This window comes from Pseudoalteromonas sp. GCY, assembly GCF_016695175.1.
Taxonomy (GTDB): Bacteria; Pseudomonadota; Gammaproteobacteria; order Enterobacterales; family Alteromonadaceae; genus Pseudoalteromonas.
In genome coordinates this window covers 946,203-962,608 of sequence record NZ_CP068022.1, presented here as the reverse complement: position 1 = coordinate 962,608, position 16,406 = coordinate 946,203, and the positions used below count along the sequence as shown (strand labels likewise).

Genomic DNA, 16,406 nt, shown 5'->3' with positions numbered 1-16,406 from the left:
AGCTAGATTATCGAAATAAGTAAATTACGTTTACTTCTTGTACTTTTCAAACCAAGCGAGCGTGTGCTCGATTTTGCTGATCATCCGAGAAGGACGGCCTGCAATTCCATGTGGCGCACCTGGAATTTTTACCAGTACAGAGTCAATTTTACGTAGCTTAAGCGCTTGGTAGAACTGTTCGGTTTCGGCCATTGGCGTACGCAAGTCTTCTTCACCCGTCATTAGCATGGTTGGTGTGGTTACGTTGCCAACGAGCGAAAGCGGTGAGCGCTGCCAATAGTGTTCCATATGCTCCCATGGCATACCCGGGAATTGCGTTGGAATTTGACCAAGGCCACTGTCAGCGGTAAGCACTTTACTCAGCCAGTTGATCACAGGCTTTACGACAACAGCAGCGTTAAAACGGTTAGTTAAGCCAATCGCGTAGGCTGTTGCGATACCACCTGCAGAGCCGCCAGCAATAAACAGATTATCTTTGTCGATAAAGCCTTTCTCAAGCATAGCGTCTACCCCTGAGTTATGATCGGCAAAGTCTTCTTTCGAGCTGTATTTGTACTTGAGCAACATCGCAAAGCGCTCGCCGTAAGAGCTGCTGCCTCTGTGATTGTCGTAAAATACCACATAACCTTCAGCGGCATAACGCTGTAATTCTGCTGAGAAATGGGGGCCGTAGGCTAAGTGTGGGCCACCGTGAATTTCTAGTAGTAATGGATATTGTTTTTTCGGGTCAAAATTTGGTGGCGTAATATACCAGCCCTGAATTTTCTCACCGTCGAACGATGAGCTATACGTGACCTCATGCACTTTACCAAGGGTTTTATGTGCAAGTAGGTCTTCGTTAAGGCGGGTTAATTGCGTTACTTTGCCTTTTCTTGTTGTAATAGCGATGTCTGCAGGGCGCTCACTCGAACCTTGCGTAAAGGCAATTTCTCCATCAAAGTTAGCACTAAATTCACCGCTTAGATAAGGGCGACCAAGGGTTGTGCCTGAGAGCGTATCTGTGATGTCGGTAATTTTGCCTTTTGTGGTGATGCTCGCGAGCTTTCGCTTGCCGTGGTCATCGTAAGTCATCGCTAGTCTATCACTGCCAATCCAAGTTGGATCTTGGATTGAGCGGTCGAAGTCTTTGGCAATCATGTGGGAGGTTTTGTCCTGCCAATCCATAATATTCAGTTTGCTATTACGGTAAGGGTTTAGCGCGTTCGACGCACTAAGATAAGCAAGCTGTTTACCATTTTCGGAAAAACTAGGCGCGTACTCACGACCAGGAGCTGACGTAAGCTGGGTGATATTACGGTTAAAATCAACTTCGAATAAGTCGCCTTCTAGGCGCTTGTATTCCCAGTCAGCGATGCGGTTTGCTGAAAATACAATGGCCTTAGCATCTGCTCGCCACGCGAGTTTCCCACTATGGTGATAATTACCAGAGGTTAATTGGCGTGGCGTGCCGCCTTCACTCGGTAACACGAAGATCTGGCGATAGCCGGGTTTGATAAGGCCACTGCCATCAGCTTGATAGTAGGCTTTGTCGATAACAATGGCAGAGTCGGACCACTTCGCGCCTTTTGGTTTTTCTGGCATTTTGGCAATGACGGCAGGCTTTTCGGCAACTTTTTGGCTAAAAGCCAGCCATTTGCTATCTGGTGACCAAGTTAAGCCACTGATCCCAGATTGCAACTGTGTAAGTAGTGCGGTACGGTTTTGAGCAAGATAATGCACATGAATTTGTGTACTGCCAGATACATTGCTCACAAAGGCGATTTTGCTACCATCTGGCGACCAACGAGGTTGACTGTAATTGTTTTCATCAGAAAAGAGTGGCGATTGTGCGCCCGATTTTGTATCGACCAACCACAGGTTTTGTCGCTTAGCATCCTTCATCACATCATTGCTGTTACGCACATATACCACTTGAGTACCATCTGGTGATATTTGCGGGTCGTTTGCATATTCCAACTCAAAAATATCTTTAGCCTGTAATCCCACCTCAGTCTGTGCGACTGTTGGTAATGCAGCGCAAGCCAGTAAAGTGCAAATGAGCGTCCGTTTCAATCCAAAAGGCATATAGCCACCCTCTATATAATTTTTATTTAGGGTTACATAGTTATTCAGGTGCAATTCAATGTCACCTAATACGCGATAGAACGAAATAAAAACTCGATGTGTCAAATAGAATGGGAGTGAGTGGCTGTTTTTTGTGTGAAATCGGATGAAAGTAGCGGATGTTTGAAGTGAGTGTCTGTAAATTATCTGAAAAAATGAGTGTTCACCAATAATGGAAAACCGCTCAAGCTGTGCCACTATCATTCCTTGAAGGCGACACATAATTTAAGTTTTATTTAGCTGCTAGCGTTATTATTAACCTAGCTTGATTAAGCTGATTTTTTGGCTAATAGCTCTTGGCGCACGAGTTCAGCCCCTGCGCTCAATGCAGCGAGCTTACCTCTTGCTACTTCACGAGAAAGTGGCGCCATACCGCAGTTAGTGCATGGGTAGAGTTTGTCGGCGTCAACAAACTCAAGCGCTTTGCGTAGCGTGTTGGCAACTTCTTCTGGCGTTTCGATGGTGTTGGTTGCAACATCAATCGCACCAACCATCACTTTTTTACCACGGATCAACGCTAACAAGTCGATTGGCACGTGAGAGTTATGGCACTCTAAAGAGATGATATCGATATTGGATTTTTGTAGCTTAGGAAACGCCTCTTCATATTGACGCCATTCTGATCCTAAGGTCTTTTTCCAATCGGTGTTGGCTTTAATGCCGTAGCCGTAACAGATATGCACAGCGGTTTCGCATTTGAGTCCTTCAATAGCACGTTCAAGCGCCGCAATGCCCCAGTCGTTGACCTCATCAAAGAATACATTAAACGCCGGCTCGTCGAATTGAATGATATCGACTCCAGCAGCTTCAAGCTCTTTGGCTTCTTGGTTAAGGATTTTAGCAAATTCCCATGCTAGCTTTTCACGGCTTTTGTAGTGGTCATCATACAGCGTATCTATCATCGTCATGGGACCTGGCAATGCCCATTTGATAGGTTTGCCTGTTTGGCTGCGTAAAAATTTGGCATCTTCAACAAAAACCGGCTTTTGGCGAGACACTGGGCCAACCACAGTCGGAACACTGGCATCATAGCGGTCGCGAATTTTTACGGTTTGACGCTTCTCAAAATCCACACCGCTTAGGTGTTCAATAAAAGTGGTTACAAAGTGTTGACGGGTTTGCTCGCCGTCACTCACGATATCAATCCCTGCAAGTTGTTGCTCTTGCAAAGCAATACGTAGCGCATCGTTTTTGCCATCAATAAGCTCGTCGCCTTCTAGTTTCCAAGGTGACCACAGGGTTTCTGGTTGAGCAAGCCAAGCGGGCTTAGGTAAACTGCCAGCAGTAGACGTTGGTAATAGTGTTTTCATAATAAATGCTGTTCCATATTCCCGTTGATTATAAAGCGTAATTTGCAGACCACTGTTCAAGCACGGCTTGGTAAGGCTTGATAAAATGCTCTTCGGCAAATCGACCTTGTGCAATCGCCAACTGGCTGCGCTCTTCGCGGTCATAAACAATCTGCGTTAATGAGTGATCTAGGTTTTTCAAGTTTGGCTGATAGCACTTGCCTGCAACCGCATTGGCGTTGTAAATCTCTGGGCGGTAGATCTTTTGGAATGTTTCCATAGTGCTGATGGTGCTGATCAACTCCAGATTGGTGTAGTCATTCAGTAAGTCACCAAAGAAGTAAAAAGCCAAAGGTGCAACGCTATTTGGTGGCATAAAGTAGCGCACCTGTAAGCCCATCTTTTTAAAATATTGCTCAGTTAATGATGACTCATTTGGCTGATATTCAAAGCCAAGCACAGGGTGCTGATTTTCAGTGCGGTGATAGGTTTTGTTATCCGATACACTTAGGCAAATCACCGGTGGCTTACTAAAGTGACTCTTATAAGCTTCTGAATCGACAAAGTATTTAAATAGCTTACCGTGTAAGTCGCCAAAGTTAGCTGGGATGCTGAATGTAGGTTGATCTTTATTATGATCAAGCAATAGCACGCTAAAGTCGTAGTCACGTACGTAAGATGAGAAGTTGTTACCAACAATTCCCTCAATGCGCTCATTGGTTTTATGGTCAACAATATTGGTTTTTAACACCTCAATTGACGGGAAAGTTTGCCCACTGCCCGCAATATCCATATCAACTGAGACTATCTCAAGCTCAACAGAATAACGATCGCCTTTAGGGTTATCCCAGTTAGCTAATGCGTTAAAGCGATTATCAATCATCTTTAGGGCATTGCGTAAGTTTTGCTGGCGGCTTTCGCCTCTTGCTAAGTTAGCAAAGTTAGTGGTGATCCGCGTGCTGTTTGACGGATGGTAATTCTCGTCAAGACGAATGCTCTTAATAGTGAAAGTAAACTCGTTATTCATGTTCTTCAGGTATCCAATTCTAATGCTGACGCGCTCGGCAATTACGTTTCACTGCGGTAAACAGATATCCACGGGGACGCAGTGAGAGTGCCGAACATTAAGTGATGTGAGATTTATACGTGGATCACAAGATGAAGAAAAACGGTTTTATTTCACATAAAACATGAGTCTGATTCATGAGTTACAAAAATAGATGCCGCTTGTTGAGTCGTATATGAAGAAAATATGAGCAATTGCAGAGTGAAATACTTTGGAAATCTGAAAGTCTAGACTGCTAAATATCTAAGTTGCATTTGTTTCAAGTAAAACGTGAGGAATATTCAAGGCTTATCTAAGTCAAAATCACCAATGGCAAAGCGTTATGTTGTTATACTCGCCAGCGCTTAGGTGGCACAAAGGCTGAAAGCAACGCCCATATTGCTCACTTAGGTGATAGCGCCTCAATTAAAAGAAGAGATAAGTGGAATGAGTGAGTTGATATTGTTGTTTGTGTATTGTGCACTACTCGGTAGTGTTGTCGGTTTTTTAGCCGGGTTGTTAGGTATTGGCGGTGGGCTGGTTATTGTTCCGGTGCTTAGCAGTATTTTACTGTACTTTAACGTGTTACCACCGGAGCAAGTGGTCATAGCCGCCGTAGCGACATCGCTGGCATCCATTTTATTTACTTCTACCTCATCGGCAATCGCGCATCATAAAAATGGCAATGTACCGTGGGATTTAGCGCCGTGGATAATGACGGGCGTTGCACTAGGCGCGCTTATCAGTGGTTTTTTGGCAGCGCTATTACCCGAAAACGCAGTGCGCATCGTATTTGCAGTAAGCGTGGTATTGATAGCAATTAAAATGTTTTATAGCAGCAAAAATGAGAGCACAACCCAAAGGCAGTTGCCGAATAAAGGCATACTCACGGTATTAACGACGATCACTGGTGGTTTATCCGCCATGATAGGCATTGGCGGTGGAGCGCTTTTGGTACCGCTGTTGACGTTTTTCTCTCTTGATATGAAAAAGGCCATAGGATGCGCTTCTGCATGTGGCATTGTTATCGCGCTTTTTGGTTCCGTTGGCTACATTAGCTCGGGCAGTGCGCACTTTGCACTTTCGGATGGTTTCGCCGGATTTGTGTATTTGCCAGCCCTGTTAGGGATTGTGTGCACGTCTTGGTTTACCGCTCCAATGGGGGCTAAAGCCACGCATCACTTGCCTGTTGCCACGATTAAAAAAGTATTTGCGGTGCTGCTGTTAGTGATGGCTGTGAATATGGCGGTGAATTAAAAAGCTAGCGCTGGTAATGAGTTCTTTTTTTGGGTAAATTTCGAGTTTTGTTTTATCAAGCGCTATCAACCTTTGGCAAAAATTGAAATTAAAAGGCTTATCAAAGAGATCCAACTCTTATTCCCTGAAGTTGTTCCTTTGATGGCTGAGCATGAAAAGTGGGCAACAAGCTTTCGCATGGAAGCGTTTGCAAACCTGACTACTTACGCCTTTAACAACGGTGAGTTAGAGGCCGCAGCGGCACATCTAGACTATATAAACAACAAGCTAACTGACGCAAGTCTACCACTGCGCAATTTTATTAGTGCGTATTACGTGGAGCATCTTTTTTGGCGTGCAACACAACGAGGTATAGATTTAGGATGGCCGCTGCTCCCTACCAACTTAAAACAGTTTTATCTCGACTTTCATGGAAACATACCTACCCCGAGGACTTAATTCAAAACTGGCGCAAGTTCAATTGAGTGGGTATATTCAATCGTGATCCACAAGTCGAATGCACGGGTAAAGAGATGATAAGAGAGATAACTCGGGAAGATTTTGAGTCATTTTGGCCAACATTTTCAGAAGTGATCCAAGCGCAAGAAACGTATGCATTTGACTCAAACATGAGTATGGAGCAGGCATTTTTACTTTGGTGTGAAACGCCGCTCAAAGCTTTTGCATATGTTGAAAATGGGCAAGTACTTGGCACCTATTATTTGCGAAAAAATGCGATGGGTCCTAGTAGCCACATATGTAACTGTGGTTACATGGTGTCGAGTTTGGCTCGTGGTAGAGGAATTGCACGGCTGATGTGTGAACATTCCCAGCAGCAAGCGTTAGCGCTGGGGTTCGAAGCCATGCAATTTAATAGTGTGGTATCGACTAATGAAGTGGCTATTAAACTTTGGCAAAAGCTTGGTTTTACCATTGTGGGCACCATTCCCAAGGCATACAAACATCCTCGTCTGGGTTTGGTAGATAGCTATGTTATGTATAAATGGTTAACTGATTAAAGTGGACAGGCTCTAAACTAACATGGCGAATGTTATTTTGCGCAGTCGATCAGTATTTGTTTACTGCGCATAGCCTTAAGTAAAAAGCTGATAAGCCGCTTGACGTTGGGTAAGGATTTTTTTGTTGGATGGGTTAAGATCCATAAATCTGCATAGTGTTCACTCGCTGATGCAAATTCAATTAAATTAGGGAAATGCTTTGCAATATAGTGCGCCCCTCTGATCATACCGAGCCCTTCGGATGCAGCCTGATGACGCAGCACTAAATCTTCAATTGATAGAGAAATTGGGGCGTTTGGATAGGGTGTATCAAGTAGCCACATCGGTCTTTCTGTTACGCTGGCGGTTATCCAAGAAACGCTTTCACTCGTGCGTTTATCGAGATAGTCTTTATGCATGAAGTAGCCAAGTGAAATTGGAAATAGCCGGTGACCAACTAAGTGCTCATCCGGAACGTGAGAAGCTCGGATCACGACATCGGCTTCTGATTTCTCTAGATCGGAAAGTGCATAGGTAGTATTAATCGACAGCGTGAGAAAAGGATTGTTTTGCTGAAATTTATGCAATTCGTCTAACAAGACAAACTGCAAAATAGCTGGGGGGGTAGATAAGTTTATTTGTTGCTTTAACTGCTTAACTGAAGTTTTAATTTGGCTTAAGTGAGGGGCAAGGCAGGCTTCCATGTTTTCAGCGGCACTGAGCAGCTGCAGCCCCAATTCAGAAAACGTGACTTTGCCTTGCGAAAGCATGCATATATCAAGACTAAAGCGTTGATTTAAAGCATGTAGCCTGCGAGATACCGTCGTGTGGTTTACGCCTAGAACTTTGGCCGCACCTCTGAGTGTATTGGTACGCTTTAATGCAAGTAGTAATTGAAAGTCGTCCCAGTTTTCCATGCCTACAACACCAAAGTTTAGATGCAATTAAAGTAAAGTGTTTTTCGCATCATGTACAGCGAACGCAGATATTTTCCATTCACCATCAACTAAATAGACATAATAGCTTGCGCCTACTTTATTAAAAAGTGCGCCTGATTGGGTATATCGTTCAGCGATGTTGCTCACCAACGCAATATTTTTATCAAGAAAATGAATACTGACTTTGCTCCATTTTACGTGACTGACACCTTCTTCTTTCAGGCGTGTTAAGAATACTTGCACCTGTTTATTCATTTGCGTTTGTGTGATCACGCTTGGCTTTGAACTTGATGACATTAACATAAGCGTATCTGTGTACAGTTGAGGGCTGGTTGGTAAATCACCAGTTTGCAGATAATGGTTGTATTTACTCATGTAGCTGTCGAACAGTTTATTGATTTTAGTTGTGTCCGTCTCTGCCAATAACTGGCTACTAAAAGTAAATAAAATAAACAGGATAGCTGCTCTCATAAGATGTTGCTCCAAGTCAGTTTTTTATGAGTCTAGCAGGCAAAAGCGGATTTTATGTGGATTATTATGTGATTACTATGTTGCGCTTACGCACCACGAAACTAAAGAATTTTACCTTCAGCCTTTTCAAATATAGGGTTAGCCTAATTGCCTAGTCATCAAATCACAGATGAAGCAGGCTTTTTATCTGCAACACAGCGATAGTCGAAAATCAGCAACAATGTAGTGCGGAATTTCGGATTGAAATGGACGCTGCAACCTTTACTCTATGGTGTAACTCAAACCGTTAAGGATTGTTATGACTTCACTTGCTAACATGCCATTTTCTTTGCTCGAATTAAGCCCGATGAAAGAGCAAGATACCGTTTCACAAACCCTCGCTAACAGCGTGGCTTATGCGCAAAAAGCGGATGAACTTGGCTTTAAACGCTTTTGGATGGCTGAGCATCATAATATGCGTGGCATTGTCTGCGCAGCAACCTCCGTATTGATAGGGCATATTGCCGGACACACTCACAATATTCGGGTAGGGGCGGGTGGCGTGATGTTGCCAAACCATCCACCGTTAGTCATCGCTGAGCAGTTTGGCACCTTAGAAAGCCTCTATCCTGGACGCATTGATTTGGGATTAGGGCGCGCGCCTGGCAGCGATCCTACTACCAGCAGAGCACTGCGTCGCGATGACAGACGTGCAGAACAATTTGACGACGAAGTCGCTGAATTACAAGCCTTGCTCGGTCCTTATGATGGCAGAGCTTCAGTACGAGCCATTCCGGGCGAAAATACCAAGGTACCGATTTGGTTGCTTGGTTCGAGTCTTTATAGTGCCCAGCTCGCTGCAAAGCGTGGTCTACCATATGCGTTTGCGGGTCATTTTGCGCCACGATTCGTGCATGATGCTATCGCGCTTTATCGCCGCGATTTTCAACCATCAGAGGTATTAGATAAACCTTATGTAATGCTTGGTTTACCCGTAGTTGCAGCAGATACCGACGAGCAAGCGCAGTATTTAGCTACCACGTCAAAGCAACGTATCTTAGCGTTGATGCGAGGTCAGGCGTTATGGTTGAAACCCCCCGTTGACTCGATGGAGGGGCTGTGGAATGCCCAAGAGCAAATGCAAGTAGAGAGCTTTTTAGGCCTATCTGTGGTTGGAGGGCCCGCGACTGTCCATCATAAACTCAACATGATTAAACGTGAGTTAGCAGTCGATGAGTTTATTTTTACCAATGATTTATACGAGTTAAGCGATAGAAAACATGCGCTTGAGATCTTGGCGAGCTTAACATAGCTTTAGTAGGTCCTAAGCAAGCAGCTTAGGTTACACCACTGATTTTAAGAATGATTATAGATAGGCCACGGTAGTGGCCTTGTCAGTCTCTATACAAAAGTACAAAAATCGTACTTTACATAATCACACAAGGAAGGTGAACCGCAACAGATGCGCAATCTATACGTGTTCTGGTAGCTTGAGGACGATCTTGGTACTCTTGCTTCCCTCCTGCGATGTTTGGTGTTTGAGCAAGGTTAAGCTGAAGCGACTGAGATGAAAGCGATTTCAAACTTGACTTTTTTATTTTTAATTTCATTACTTATTCCTTAGTTATCAGTATGTTATTATAAATTCATTTACCCACTATATCCTATTGGGTCGAACCACATTTTCATGTTTTTGCAATGATGTCAAACTTTTGAGTTTTGTGTTTTTATGTAACTAAGTTGTTTGTCATTGTGTTGTAACTTTGTAAGCTGAACTACATTGATTCTTTAAGTTATGATTACCTAGTAGTCAATAGATAATGGTAAGGAAAAATGATGGATCAAGTTGTACGCGTCGGGGTTGGCGTGGTCGTAATGCACGACAATAAAATTTTACTTGGTGAACGCATCGGTGCTCATGGCGCACATACTTGGGCAACGCCGGGTGGTCATTTAGAGTATGGAGAGGACATTGAGGCATGCGCAATAAGAGAGGTGCATGAAGAAACGGGGCTAGATGTTGTTAACGTTGAAAAGCTGGGTTTTACTAATGATTATTTTGCCGATGAGCATAAACATTATGTCACTCTGTTTGTCATGGCAAGGTGCGATACTCATAATGCAGAAGTTAAAGAGCCAAATAAATGCAAACAATGGCAGTGGTTTTCGCTTGATGAATTGCCACAGCCTCTGTTTTTGCCTTTGGTGAACTTTTTAGAAGAAAACAACACGCTTTATCAACGCTAAAATAGCAATTGGAGCACAGCATGGAAGAGATAGTCGTTAGATATATTCACTTTCTCGGTATTATATTTTTGGCATCGACGCTCGCGATTGAAAACGTGCTACTCTCCAAATCAATGAGTAGTCAGAGCATTAAGCGGTTAGCAGTAATAGATGGCTTGTATGGTGTCAGTGCGCTTGTAACCCTTGGCGCAGGATTAACGCTATGGTTTGCAGTTGGCAAGCCCAGTGAGTTCTACACTAAAAACCCGATTTTCCATGCCAAAGTGGGACTATTTTTGTTAGTTGCTTTGCTATCTATCATCCCGACTGTGTTTTTATTGAAGCACCGTAATACAACAGAAGCTAATTTGTCTGTGCCCCAGCGCATCATCGTCATTAAAAGGCTAGAAATGCTGTTACTTTTAGTTTTACCGCTACTTGCTGCACTTATGGCAAGAGGCTATGGGTTGCCCTCATCGTGAAACAAAATATTGTCAATATTGCGCTCGTCGTCAAAGACTACGATGAAGCCATCGACTTCTATGTCAATAAACTAGGTTTTGAATTAATAGAAGACACCTATCAACCCGAGCAAGATAAACGCTGGGTGGTGGTGGCACCGCCTAATTCTCATGGTACTGCGTTACTACTTGCCAGAGCTTCTACGCCAGAGCAGCAGAAGTTTATTGGTGATCAAGCTGGTGGGCGGGTATTTTTATTTTTAAATACCGATGATTTCTGGCGTGATTATGAGCGCATGAAGTCTATTGATATTCAGTTTATTCGCGAGCCACAAGAGCAAGATTATGGCACGGTTGCTGTATTTGAAGATCTCTATGGCAACCGTTGGGACTTATTGCAGCTAAACCCTCATCACCCCATGGCAAAGAGATGATCTCTAAGTTACCAAAATGGGTTGAGATTGGCGCTTTTATATTGGCGCTCGTCGCTGGGTTTGTGAATGCAATTGGCCTACTTAGCTTCGAGCACCAATCTGTTTCTCATTTATCTGGCACTGCGACTATGCTCGGAACCAGTTTTTTGGGTGGTAACCTTAAAGAAACCCTGCACTTATTTGGTGTGTTAATCGCGTTCTTGCTTGGCTCTGCACTTGCGGGGTTTTTGCTGCATGGCACCACGTTAAGGCTTGGCAAACATTACGATACCGCGTTGGTAATCGAAGCTATTTTGCTTACCGTGTCTCTAGTGTTACTGATGCAAGGCTCATTTTATGGTCACTTTTTTGCCTCCGCGGCTTGTGGACTGCAAAACGCATTAGCCACTACTTACAGTGGGGCTGTGGTGAGGACAACCCATGTAACAGGAATATTCACCGACTTAGGACTGATGATTGGGGCACTGTTTAGAGGCGAGCCACTGGATACCAGAAAAGCAAAACTGTTTGTGTTGATCATCTCAGGGTTTGTGGCAGGTGGCGTGTTGGGTGCTTTGCTATACAGCAAGTTTTATTTTCAGGCGCTGTGGTTGCCGATAACCATTTGTTTGCTGATCGCAGGTGTTTACCGTTTTGCGCTTAGGGATAAGGGATAGTATGCCGTTGTGTTGATGTATCTTGGTTTGGATTATTGACTACTTAATCGACATCGTATAAATTGGCGCGCGGTTTTAATTTGGATCTTTCCACGATGTTTTACATCCTATTTAAGAATTTTGTTCGAAGGCTTTGCTCCGCGCATTAACACGATGAAGTGTTGCTCGGAGCTTACTTTCTGAATCTTCATCAGAGGCATTGGCGACTACCTGAATAAAGGTGGACAGCGGCAGTGTATCTGATGATTGGAAAGACGAAGCCGGCGATGATACTTCATCGCCGGCTTTTTTGTGCCCGAAATTCAGTGGCACACATTTTCAAAATTTTTTGAAACGGGAGGTCGGTATCACAGCCGATCTCCCGTTTTTTATGGATGTAATTTAATGAATTTGCTTTTAAATGACCTGATGACGTCAGGTAGTGACTTGTACAAAGATAAGCTTAATTTTAGCTTTATTTCTTTTGCTTTGCTGAATACCTGCAAGGTAAACGTTTGCTGCGCAAAAAAGGGGTAATGAGATGTTATTGACTTTATCACTCGCCTTTATTGCGTTTTTAGTCGGCGCCGATGAGCTGATGCTTGGGCCTATTCTTGAGCCTATTGGACTCGAATTAGGTGTAAAACCTGAGCGAGTTACACTGTTTATTACCACTTACAGCGTCGCCCTTGCGATTGTGGCTCCGCTATTTGGGGCGCTCTCGGATAAAGTAGGGCGCCGCGCTATCATCTTGCCTGCAATCGTGGTTTTTGGTGGTGCCTCTATCGCGACAGGGCTTGTCACTTCATTTGAGTTGGGTTTGGTTGCTCGAGTGATCACAGGTATTGCCAGTGCTGGCATGCTACCGATTGCGTTTGCCATCGCGGCAAGCTCTGGTGGAGATGCGCTAAAGCGGATCGGTTGGGTGCAAGCTGGTTTAACTCTTGGCATGATCTCAAGCCCTGCGTTTGGCGCGTTTTTAACGCATTTAATGTCGTGGCGAGCCGCTTTTATTGCACTCGGGATCGCCACTTGGGTTGTTGCGTTATTACTGACTGTAAACCGCCGTGCGATCCCAAATGACAAAGCTGTAGAAGGCACCAAGATATCAGTCAAGCTATGGCAAATACCAGGTGTTGTTGGCGCGTTACTTACCATGTGTATTGGTTTAGGTGGTGGTATTGGCTTGTTCAATTTGATTGGTCAGCACTTAAGAGATACACAAGCACTGTCAGTGTGGTTTATTGGTGTACTGTATGCCTTATTAGGCTTAGTGAGTGTTGCTGGAAATCTGATGATGCCAAAACTCGCAACCCATTTTGAAAGTGGGCGGCAGGTAATGCGTGCGTCACTGGTGGTCTGCCTCATCGCCAGTAGCGGTCTTTATTGGTATCAAGGTATCTCTCTCATACCGTTATACTTTTTGATGACACTTTGGGCATTGGCTGGCGGCATTGGTGCTCCAGCATTACAGGCATATATTTCAGAGCTTTCGCCTGCACATCGTGGTGTACTTATCTCACTGGCCATGAGCATGATGCACATTGGTGTGGCGATTTGGTCTGCCGTCGCGGGTTTTGCTTACAGCCTTGGTGTGGCTGCGATGGCGCTGCTTGCTATTATTTTGTTTAGTCTTGCCATTTTGTGTTTGCGCCCCGTAAAAGGCGCATCAATTTAGGAGGTAACTAGCAACTTGCTTAATTTTAGCCTCAAAGTTGGGAGCTGAGTTAAGCGAGTTGGCTTTGCAGGCTGGTGTATGCCAGCACTGTTTAAGTGCGGGTTATTTTTCTGCCGCAAGTCCAAATGCCTTTGCAACACCAAGGGTTGGTAAAAACATATCTGAAAGTGTGATCTCTGCATCAATTCCATAGGTACTCATTAATTGAGCGTTACTGAGTACTTCCTCTGGGGAACCGGTGGCAACTAATTCGCCCTGTTGTAGCAGATATACCTTATCGGCAAAGCTTGCAGCGAGGGCTAAGTCATGTACCACTGCGACTACGCCCGCCCCCTGCTTAGCTATTTGCTGAGCTAGCTTCATGACTTGATACTGATGATATAAATCTAGGCTTGCGGTAGGCTCGTCAATCATAAGGTAGCAGGGTTTGTTCGCATGTAAAGTGGGTAGCAGCTGGCAAAGTACCCGCGCAAACTGAACCCTTTGCTTTTCTCCCCCTGATAGCTGAGTAAAGCAGCGCTTTGCTAAATGCTCGACTGATAAAGTTTGCATCGCTTGCTGTGAATATTCGCGAAGCGAGTCTGGTGTACACTCACGTTGATGTACATAATGCGACATATCCACTATCTCTTGCACGCTAAATGGGAACTCACAATCATATTGCTGCGTGAGTACGGCGCGGATATGAGAGAGTGCCAAGGCACTTAAGTCTTGCACCCGTTGTTGATGATAGATGACATCGCCCTGTGTTAGCGAGATATCGCCGCACAGCGCTTTGAGTAGGGTAGACTTGCCTGCACCGTTGGGGCCAAGAACAACGGCAAATTCCCCCAGGTTGATTGAAAAATCAATGTCTTTGAGCAGCAACTTTTGTCCCACTTGGACACTGGCGTTATTCGCTTCTAGCATGCTAAAGCTCCTTTATACGATACGTTTTCACCAGCATGATCAGGAAAAAAGGGCCACCTAAAGCGCTGGTGATAAGGCCTATCGGTAATTCTGATGGGAGAATGAGTGTGCGAGCGAGCAAGTCCGCTAGACACAGTAAAATTGCCCCACCCAACATCGAAGCAGGTAACAAATAGCGGTGATCTGGGCCGATTAATAAGCGCACTATGTGAGGAACAATAAAGCCAACGAAACCAATAATACCAGTTAGCGCAACCGCCGCACCGGTGCACAATGCGGTATAAGCAAACACTTTCTTTTTTAGGCGCACGACATCGACCCCGAGGTGTCTAGCTTGTTGCTCGCCAAGTAAATAGAGGTTGAGCGGTTGAGCTAAGCGGCTAAAACCAAAGCAGCATGCCAACATTAAACACAGCGATGGGATGATAGTTGTGAAACTATTGCCTGCAAGTGATCCCATGCTCCAAAAGGTTAGATCACGTAATTGTTGATCTGAGCTGATCAACGTCAGTATTCCGATGACCGCACCAACAATGGCGTTTACTGCAATACCCGCTAACAACAAACTGACAATCGTGAAGCGATTGCCTTGGCTGGATAAACGGTAGATTAAACTACACACACCAAGACAGCCCAGAAAAGCACCGATTGGAACGGCGTAAATTCCATAATAATCAGCAAATCCACTGAGTAACGTAGAGCCTAATACGATGGTACTAATTGCGCCAAGTGCGGCACCACTAGAGATCCCAATTAACCCTGGATCTGCCAGCGGGTTTCTAAAGATTGCTTGCATTGCGGCGCCGCATGCACCGAGTCCTGCACCCACCACAATTGCGAGCACTAATCTAGGTAATCTAATTTGCCAGATCACCGCATGTTCTAAGTTACTTGATTGACCAGCAAAGAGAATATCCATCAGACGACTGTAGCTAATGCTCACTCCGCCGCTGGTAAGGCCAATAAAGCTCACCACGATACAGCCGATAATCAGTCCCAACAACATCCATTTTCTGGCAACTTCTGCGGGAATTAAAGATTGCTCGAGTGCTAGCATTACAGAGACTCATTTTCTGATGCAGACTGTGCTGCTCTAAATCGATAACCGTTGGGCAGCGTGGCGTCTGGGTGGAGTAAGGTTGCGAGCTCAACTACGGCTTGTGGAGTACGTGGGCCCATACCAAGTAAATACGTCCCATCGATAAGTATAACTCGGTTGTTTTTGACGGCGTTTGAGAACTTAAAGTGGGGAACTTGGCTTAAATCCGTTGCTTTTTGCTCGCCATGGCGGCCCATACTAATGATCACATCTGGATTCATGGCGATGGCCGCTTCGGTTGCGAGCGGCTTCCAACCGTCAAAATGCTGTGCTGCAACATTAACGCCGCCAGCTGCGTTGATAACCTCATCTGCAGAATTTCCAGCACCCGCAACAATTGGTTGGCCACTACGCAGGCTCAAAACAAATAATACCTTAGGTTTGTTGTTCACTTGTTTTAGGACATGAGTTAAGGCCTTTCTGTCGGCTTGAATATATTCGACTAGCGCTTGGCCTTTTTCTTTAACTGCCAGTAACTCGGCGATTGTTGTTATTTTTTCTTCGACGCCAGCAAGATTATCGTTATCGCTGAAAATATAAGTGGGTAATCCGGTGTCTTGAAGCTGTGTTAATACCTTGTCTGGGCCTGTATCTGCTTCACCGAGTAATAAATCTGGGTTAAGGGAAAGGATCCCTTCAACGTTGATTTTTCTTACGTAACCGATTTGTGGTTTATGGCTCGCAGCAACCGGAAATACGCTAGTACTGTCCACGCCAACAATACGATTTTCCTCGCCAAGTGCATAAATAATTTCTGTGATAGAGCCTCCAGAAACCACAATGTTTTTGGCACCTTGATCCGCATAGGTAGGTTGTAGAAGAGAAGTGAGTAGTAGCAAACTAGAAGTTAGCAGTGTCGTAATTTGAGCTTTCATTACCAATCCAAACTTGTTAGTATTTATTGC

At 44.6% G+C, this 16,406-nt stretch carries 18 protein-coding genes; 9 read left to right on the top strand and 9 right to left on the bottom strand.

Features of this window, described 5'->3' with window-relative positions; genetic code table 11:
- Positions 1-30: 30 nt before the first annotated feature.
- From JJQ94_RS03815 to JJQ94_RS03805, 3 genes are all read right to left on the bottom strand, one after another.
- Positions 31-2,064 (bottom strand): S9 family peptidase, encoded by a 2,034-nt coding sequence (locus tag JJQ94_RS03815; protein WP_099029943.1) that lies wholly within the window; start codon positions 2,062-2,064, stop codon positions 31-33.
- A 308-nt stretch (positions 2,065-2,372) separates the two neighbouring features.
- Positions 2,373-3,413, bottom strand: coding sequence for a methionine synthase (locus tag JJQ94_RS03810; RefSeq protein ID WP_099029912.1), 1,041 nt, complete (start codon positions 3,411-3,413; stop codon positions 2,373-2,375).
- Between the two features lie 28 nt (positions 3,414-3,441).
- Complete coding sequence (locus tag JJQ94_RS03805) at positions 3,442-4,419, bottom strand: DUF1852 domain-containing protein (RefSeq protein WP_099029913.1); 978 nt, start codon at positions 4,417-4,419, stop codon at positions 3,442-3,444.
- Positions 4,420-4,884: 465 nt separating this feature from the next.
- Between JJQ94_RS03805 and JJQ94_RS03800 the strand changes: the two genes are divergently transcribed.
- The 3 genes from JJQ94_RS03800 to JJQ94_RS03790 all read left to right on the top strand — a co-directional run bounded on the left by JJQ94_RS03800 (position 4,885) and on the right by JJQ94_RS03790 (position 6,692).
- Entirely contained in the window at positions 4,885-5,694 is an 810-nt protein-coding gene (locus JJQ94_RS03800) for a sulfite exporter TauE/SafE family protein (RefSeq protein ID WP_099029914.1), read from the top strand.
- Positions 5,695-5,766: 72 nt separating this feature from the next.
- Positions 5,767-6,132: a DUF7674 family protein gene (locus tag JJQ94_RS03795; protein ID WP_172439920.1), complete on the top strand. Its 366-nt coding sequence runs from the start codon at positions 5,767-5,769 to the stop codon at positions 6,130-6,132.
- A 74-nt stretch (positions 6,133-6,206) separates the two neighbouring features.
- Positions 6,207-6,692 (top strand): GNAT family N-acetyltransferase, encoded by a 486-nt coding sequence (locus tag JJQ94_RS03790; protein WP_099029916.1) that lies wholly within the window; start codon positions 6,207-6,209, stop codon positions 6,690-6,692.
- A gap of 32 nt (positions 6,693-6,724) precedes the next feature.
- Here JJQ94_RS03790 and JJQ94_RS03785 read toward each other — a convergent pair whose 3' ends face one another.
- Both JJQ94_RS03785 and JJQ94_RS03780 read right to left on the bottom strand, forming a co-directional pair.
- Positions 6,725-7,588 carry a LysR family transcriptional regulator gene (locus JJQ94_RS03785; RefSeq protein WP_099029917.1) on the bottom strand — a complete coding sequence of 288 codons (864 nt, stop codon included), beginning with the start codon at positions 7,586-7,588 and terminating at the stop codon, positions 6,725-6,727.
- Positions 7,589-7,615: 27 nt separating this feature from the next.
- Positions 7,616-8,080: a hypothetical protein gene (locus JJQ94_RS03780; RefSeq protein ID WP_099029918.1), complete on the bottom strand. Its 465-nt coding sequence runs from the start codon at positions 8,078-8,080 to the stop codon at positions 7,616-7,618.
- 298 nt (positions 8,081-8,378) lie between these two features.
- On the opposite strand from JJQ94_RS03780, the gene JJQ94_RS03775 reads away from it, so the two are divergent.
- The gene (locus JJQ94_RS03775) at positions 8,379-9,371 is read left to right on the top strand and encodes an LLM class flavin-dependent oxidoreductase (protein WP_099029919.1); all 993 of its coding nucleotides are present in this window, start codon (positions 8,379-8,381) and stop codon (positions 9,369-9,371) included.
- A 115-nt stretch (positions 9,372-9,486) separates the two neighbouring features.
- Here JJQ94_RS03775 and JJQ94_RS03770 read toward each other — a convergent pair whose 3' ends face one another.
- Positions 9,487-9,669, bottom strand: a complete 183-nt coding sequence (locus tag JJQ94_RS03770; RefSeq protein WP_099029920.1) for a hypothetical protein — start codon at positions 9,667-9,669, stop codon at positions 9,487-9,489.
- A 226-nt stretch (positions 9,670-9,895) separates the two neighbouring features.
- Between JJQ94_RS03770 and JJQ94_RS03765 the strand changes: the two genes are divergently transcribed.
- The 5 genes from JJQ94_RS03765 to JJQ94_RS03745 all read left to right on the top strand — a co-directional run bounded on the left by JJQ94_RS03765 (position 9,896) and on the right by JJQ94_RS03745 (position 13,493).
- Positions 9,896-10,306 (top strand): nucleotide triphosphate diphosphatase NUDT15, encoded by a 411-nt coding sequence (locus JJQ94_RS03765; RefSeq protein WP_099029921.1) that lies wholly within the window; start codon positions 9,896-9,898, stop codon positions 10,304-10,306.
- A gap of 20 nt (positions 10,307-10,326) precedes the next feature.
- Entirely contained in the window at positions 10,327-10,767 is a 441-nt protein-coding gene (locus JJQ94_RS03760) for a DUF2214 family protein (RefSeq protein ID WP_099029922.1), read from the top strand.
- A complete protein-coding gene (locus tag JJQ94_RS03755; RefSeq protein ID WP_099029923.1) occupies positions 10,764-11,180 on the top strand; it encodes a VOC family protein in 417 nt (138 codons plus the stop codon). Before JJQ94_RS03760 ends, JJQ94_RS03755 begins: the two co-directional genes overlap by 4 nt.
- Positions 11,177-11,836, top strand: coding sequence for a YoaK family protein (locus JJQ94_RS03750; RefSeq protein ID WP_099029924.1), 660 nt, complete (start codon positions 11,177-11,179; stop codon positions 11,834-11,836). Before JJQ94_RS03755 ends, JJQ94_RS03750 begins: the two co-directional genes overlap by 4 nt.
- Before the next feature lie 520 nt (positions 11,837-12,356).
- Positions 12,357-13,493 (top strand): MFS transporter, encoded by a 1,137-nt coding sequence (locus JJQ94_RS03745; RefSeq protein ID WP_099029925.1) that lies wholly within the window; start codon positions 12,357-12,359, stop codon positions 13,491-13,493.
- Positions 13,494-13,595: 102 nt separating this feature from the next.
- On the opposite strand, the gene JJQ94_RS03740 is transcribed toward JJQ94_RS03745, so the two are convergent.
- From JJQ94_RS03740 to JJQ94_RS03730, 3 genes are read right to left on the bottom strand one after another with little or no spacing between them, the layout of a single operon-like run.
- Complete coding sequence (locus JJQ94_RS03740; RefSeq protein ID WP_099029926.1) at positions 13,596-14,402, bottom strand: heme ABC transporter ATP-binding protein; 807 nt, start codon at positions 14,400-14,402, stop codon at positions 13,596-13,598.
- 1 nt (position 14,403) lies between these two features.
- Positions 14,404-15,459 (bottom strand): FecCD family ABC transporter permease, encoded by a 1,056-nt coding sequence (locus JJQ94_RS03735; RefSeq protein ID WP_099029927.1) that lies wholly within the window; start codon positions 15,457-15,459, stop codon positions 14,404-14,406.
- A complete protein-coding gene (locus JJQ94_RS03730) occupies positions 15,459-16,376 on the bottom strand; it encodes a heme/hemin ABC transporter substrate-binding protein (protein WP_099029928.1) in 918 nt (305 codons plus the stop codon). Before JJQ94_RS03730 ends, JJQ94_RS03735 begins: the two co-directional genes overlap by 1 nt.
- Positions 16,377-16,406 lie beyond the last annotated feature (30 nt).

Excerpts from the sequence above, each read along its gene's own strand:
- JJQ94_RS03815 (WP_099029943.1), bottom strand. The coding sequence starts at position 2,064 with ATGCCTTTTGGATTGAAACGGACGCTCATTTGCACTTTACTGGCTTGC.
- JJQ94_RS03810 (WP_099029912.1), bottom strand. The coding sequence starts at position 3,413 with ATGAAAACACTATTACCAACGTCTACTGCTGGCAGTTTACCTAAGCCC.
- JJQ94_RS03805 (WP_099029913.1), bottom strand. The coding sequence starts at position 4,419 with ATGAATAACGAGTTTACTTTCACTATTAAGAGCATTCGTCTTGACGAG.
- JJQ94_RS03800 (WP_099029914.1), top strand. The coding sequence starts at position 4,885 with ATGAGTGAGTTGATATTGTTGTTTGTGTATTGTGCACTACTCGGTAGT.
- JJQ94_RS03790 (WP_099029916.1), top strand. The coding sequence starts at position 6,207 with ATGATAAGAGAGATAACTCGGGAAGATTTTGAGTCATTTTGGCCAACA.
- JJQ94_RS03785 (WP_099029917.1), bottom strand. The coding sequence starts at position 7,588 with ATGGAAAACTGGGACGACTTTCAATTACTACTTGCATTAAAGCGTACC.
- JJQ94_RS03780 (WP_099029918.1), bottom strand. The coding sequence starts at position 8,080 with ATGAGAGCAGCTATCCTGTTTATTTTATTTACTTTTAGTAGCCAGTTA.
- JJQ94_RS03775 (WP_099029919.1), top strand. The coding sequence starts at position 8,379 with ATGACTTCACTTGCTAACATGCCATTTTCTTTGCTCGAATTAAGCCCG.
- JJQ94_RS03770 (WP_099029920.1), bottom strand. The coding sequence starts at position 9,669 with ATGAAATTAAAAATAAAAAAGTCAAGTTTGAAATCGCTTTCATCTCAG.
- JJQ94_RS03765 (WP_099029921.1), top strand. The coding sequence starts at position 9,896 with ATGGATCAAGTTGTACGCGTCGGGGTTGGCGTGGTCGTAATGCACGAC.
- JJQ94_RS03760 (WP_099029922.1), top strand. The coding sequence starts at position 10,327 with ATGGAAGAGATAGTCGTTAGATATATTCACTTTCTCGGTATTATATTT.
- JJQ94_RS03750 (WP_099029924.1), top strand. The coding sequence starts at position 11,177 with ATGATCTCTAAGTTACCAAAATGGGTTGAGATTGGCGCTTTTATATTG.
- JJQ94_RS03745 (WP_099029925.1), top strand. The coding sequence starts at position 12,357 with ATGTTATTGACTTTATCACTCGCCTTTATTGCGTTTTTAGTCGGCGCC.
- JJQ94_RS03740 (WP_099029926.1), bottom strand. The coding sequence starts at position 14,402 with ATGCTAGAAGCGAATAACGCCAGTGTCCAAGTGGGACAAAAGTTGCTG.
- JJQ94_RS03735 (WP_099029927.1), bottom strand. The coding sequence starts at position 15,459 with ATGCTAGCACTCGAGCAATCTTTAATTCCCGCAGAAGTTGCCAGAAAA.
- JJQ94_RS03730 (WP_099029928.1), bottom strand. The coding sequence starts at position 16,376 with ATGAAAGCTCAAATTACGACACTGCTAACTTCTAGTTTGCTACTACTC.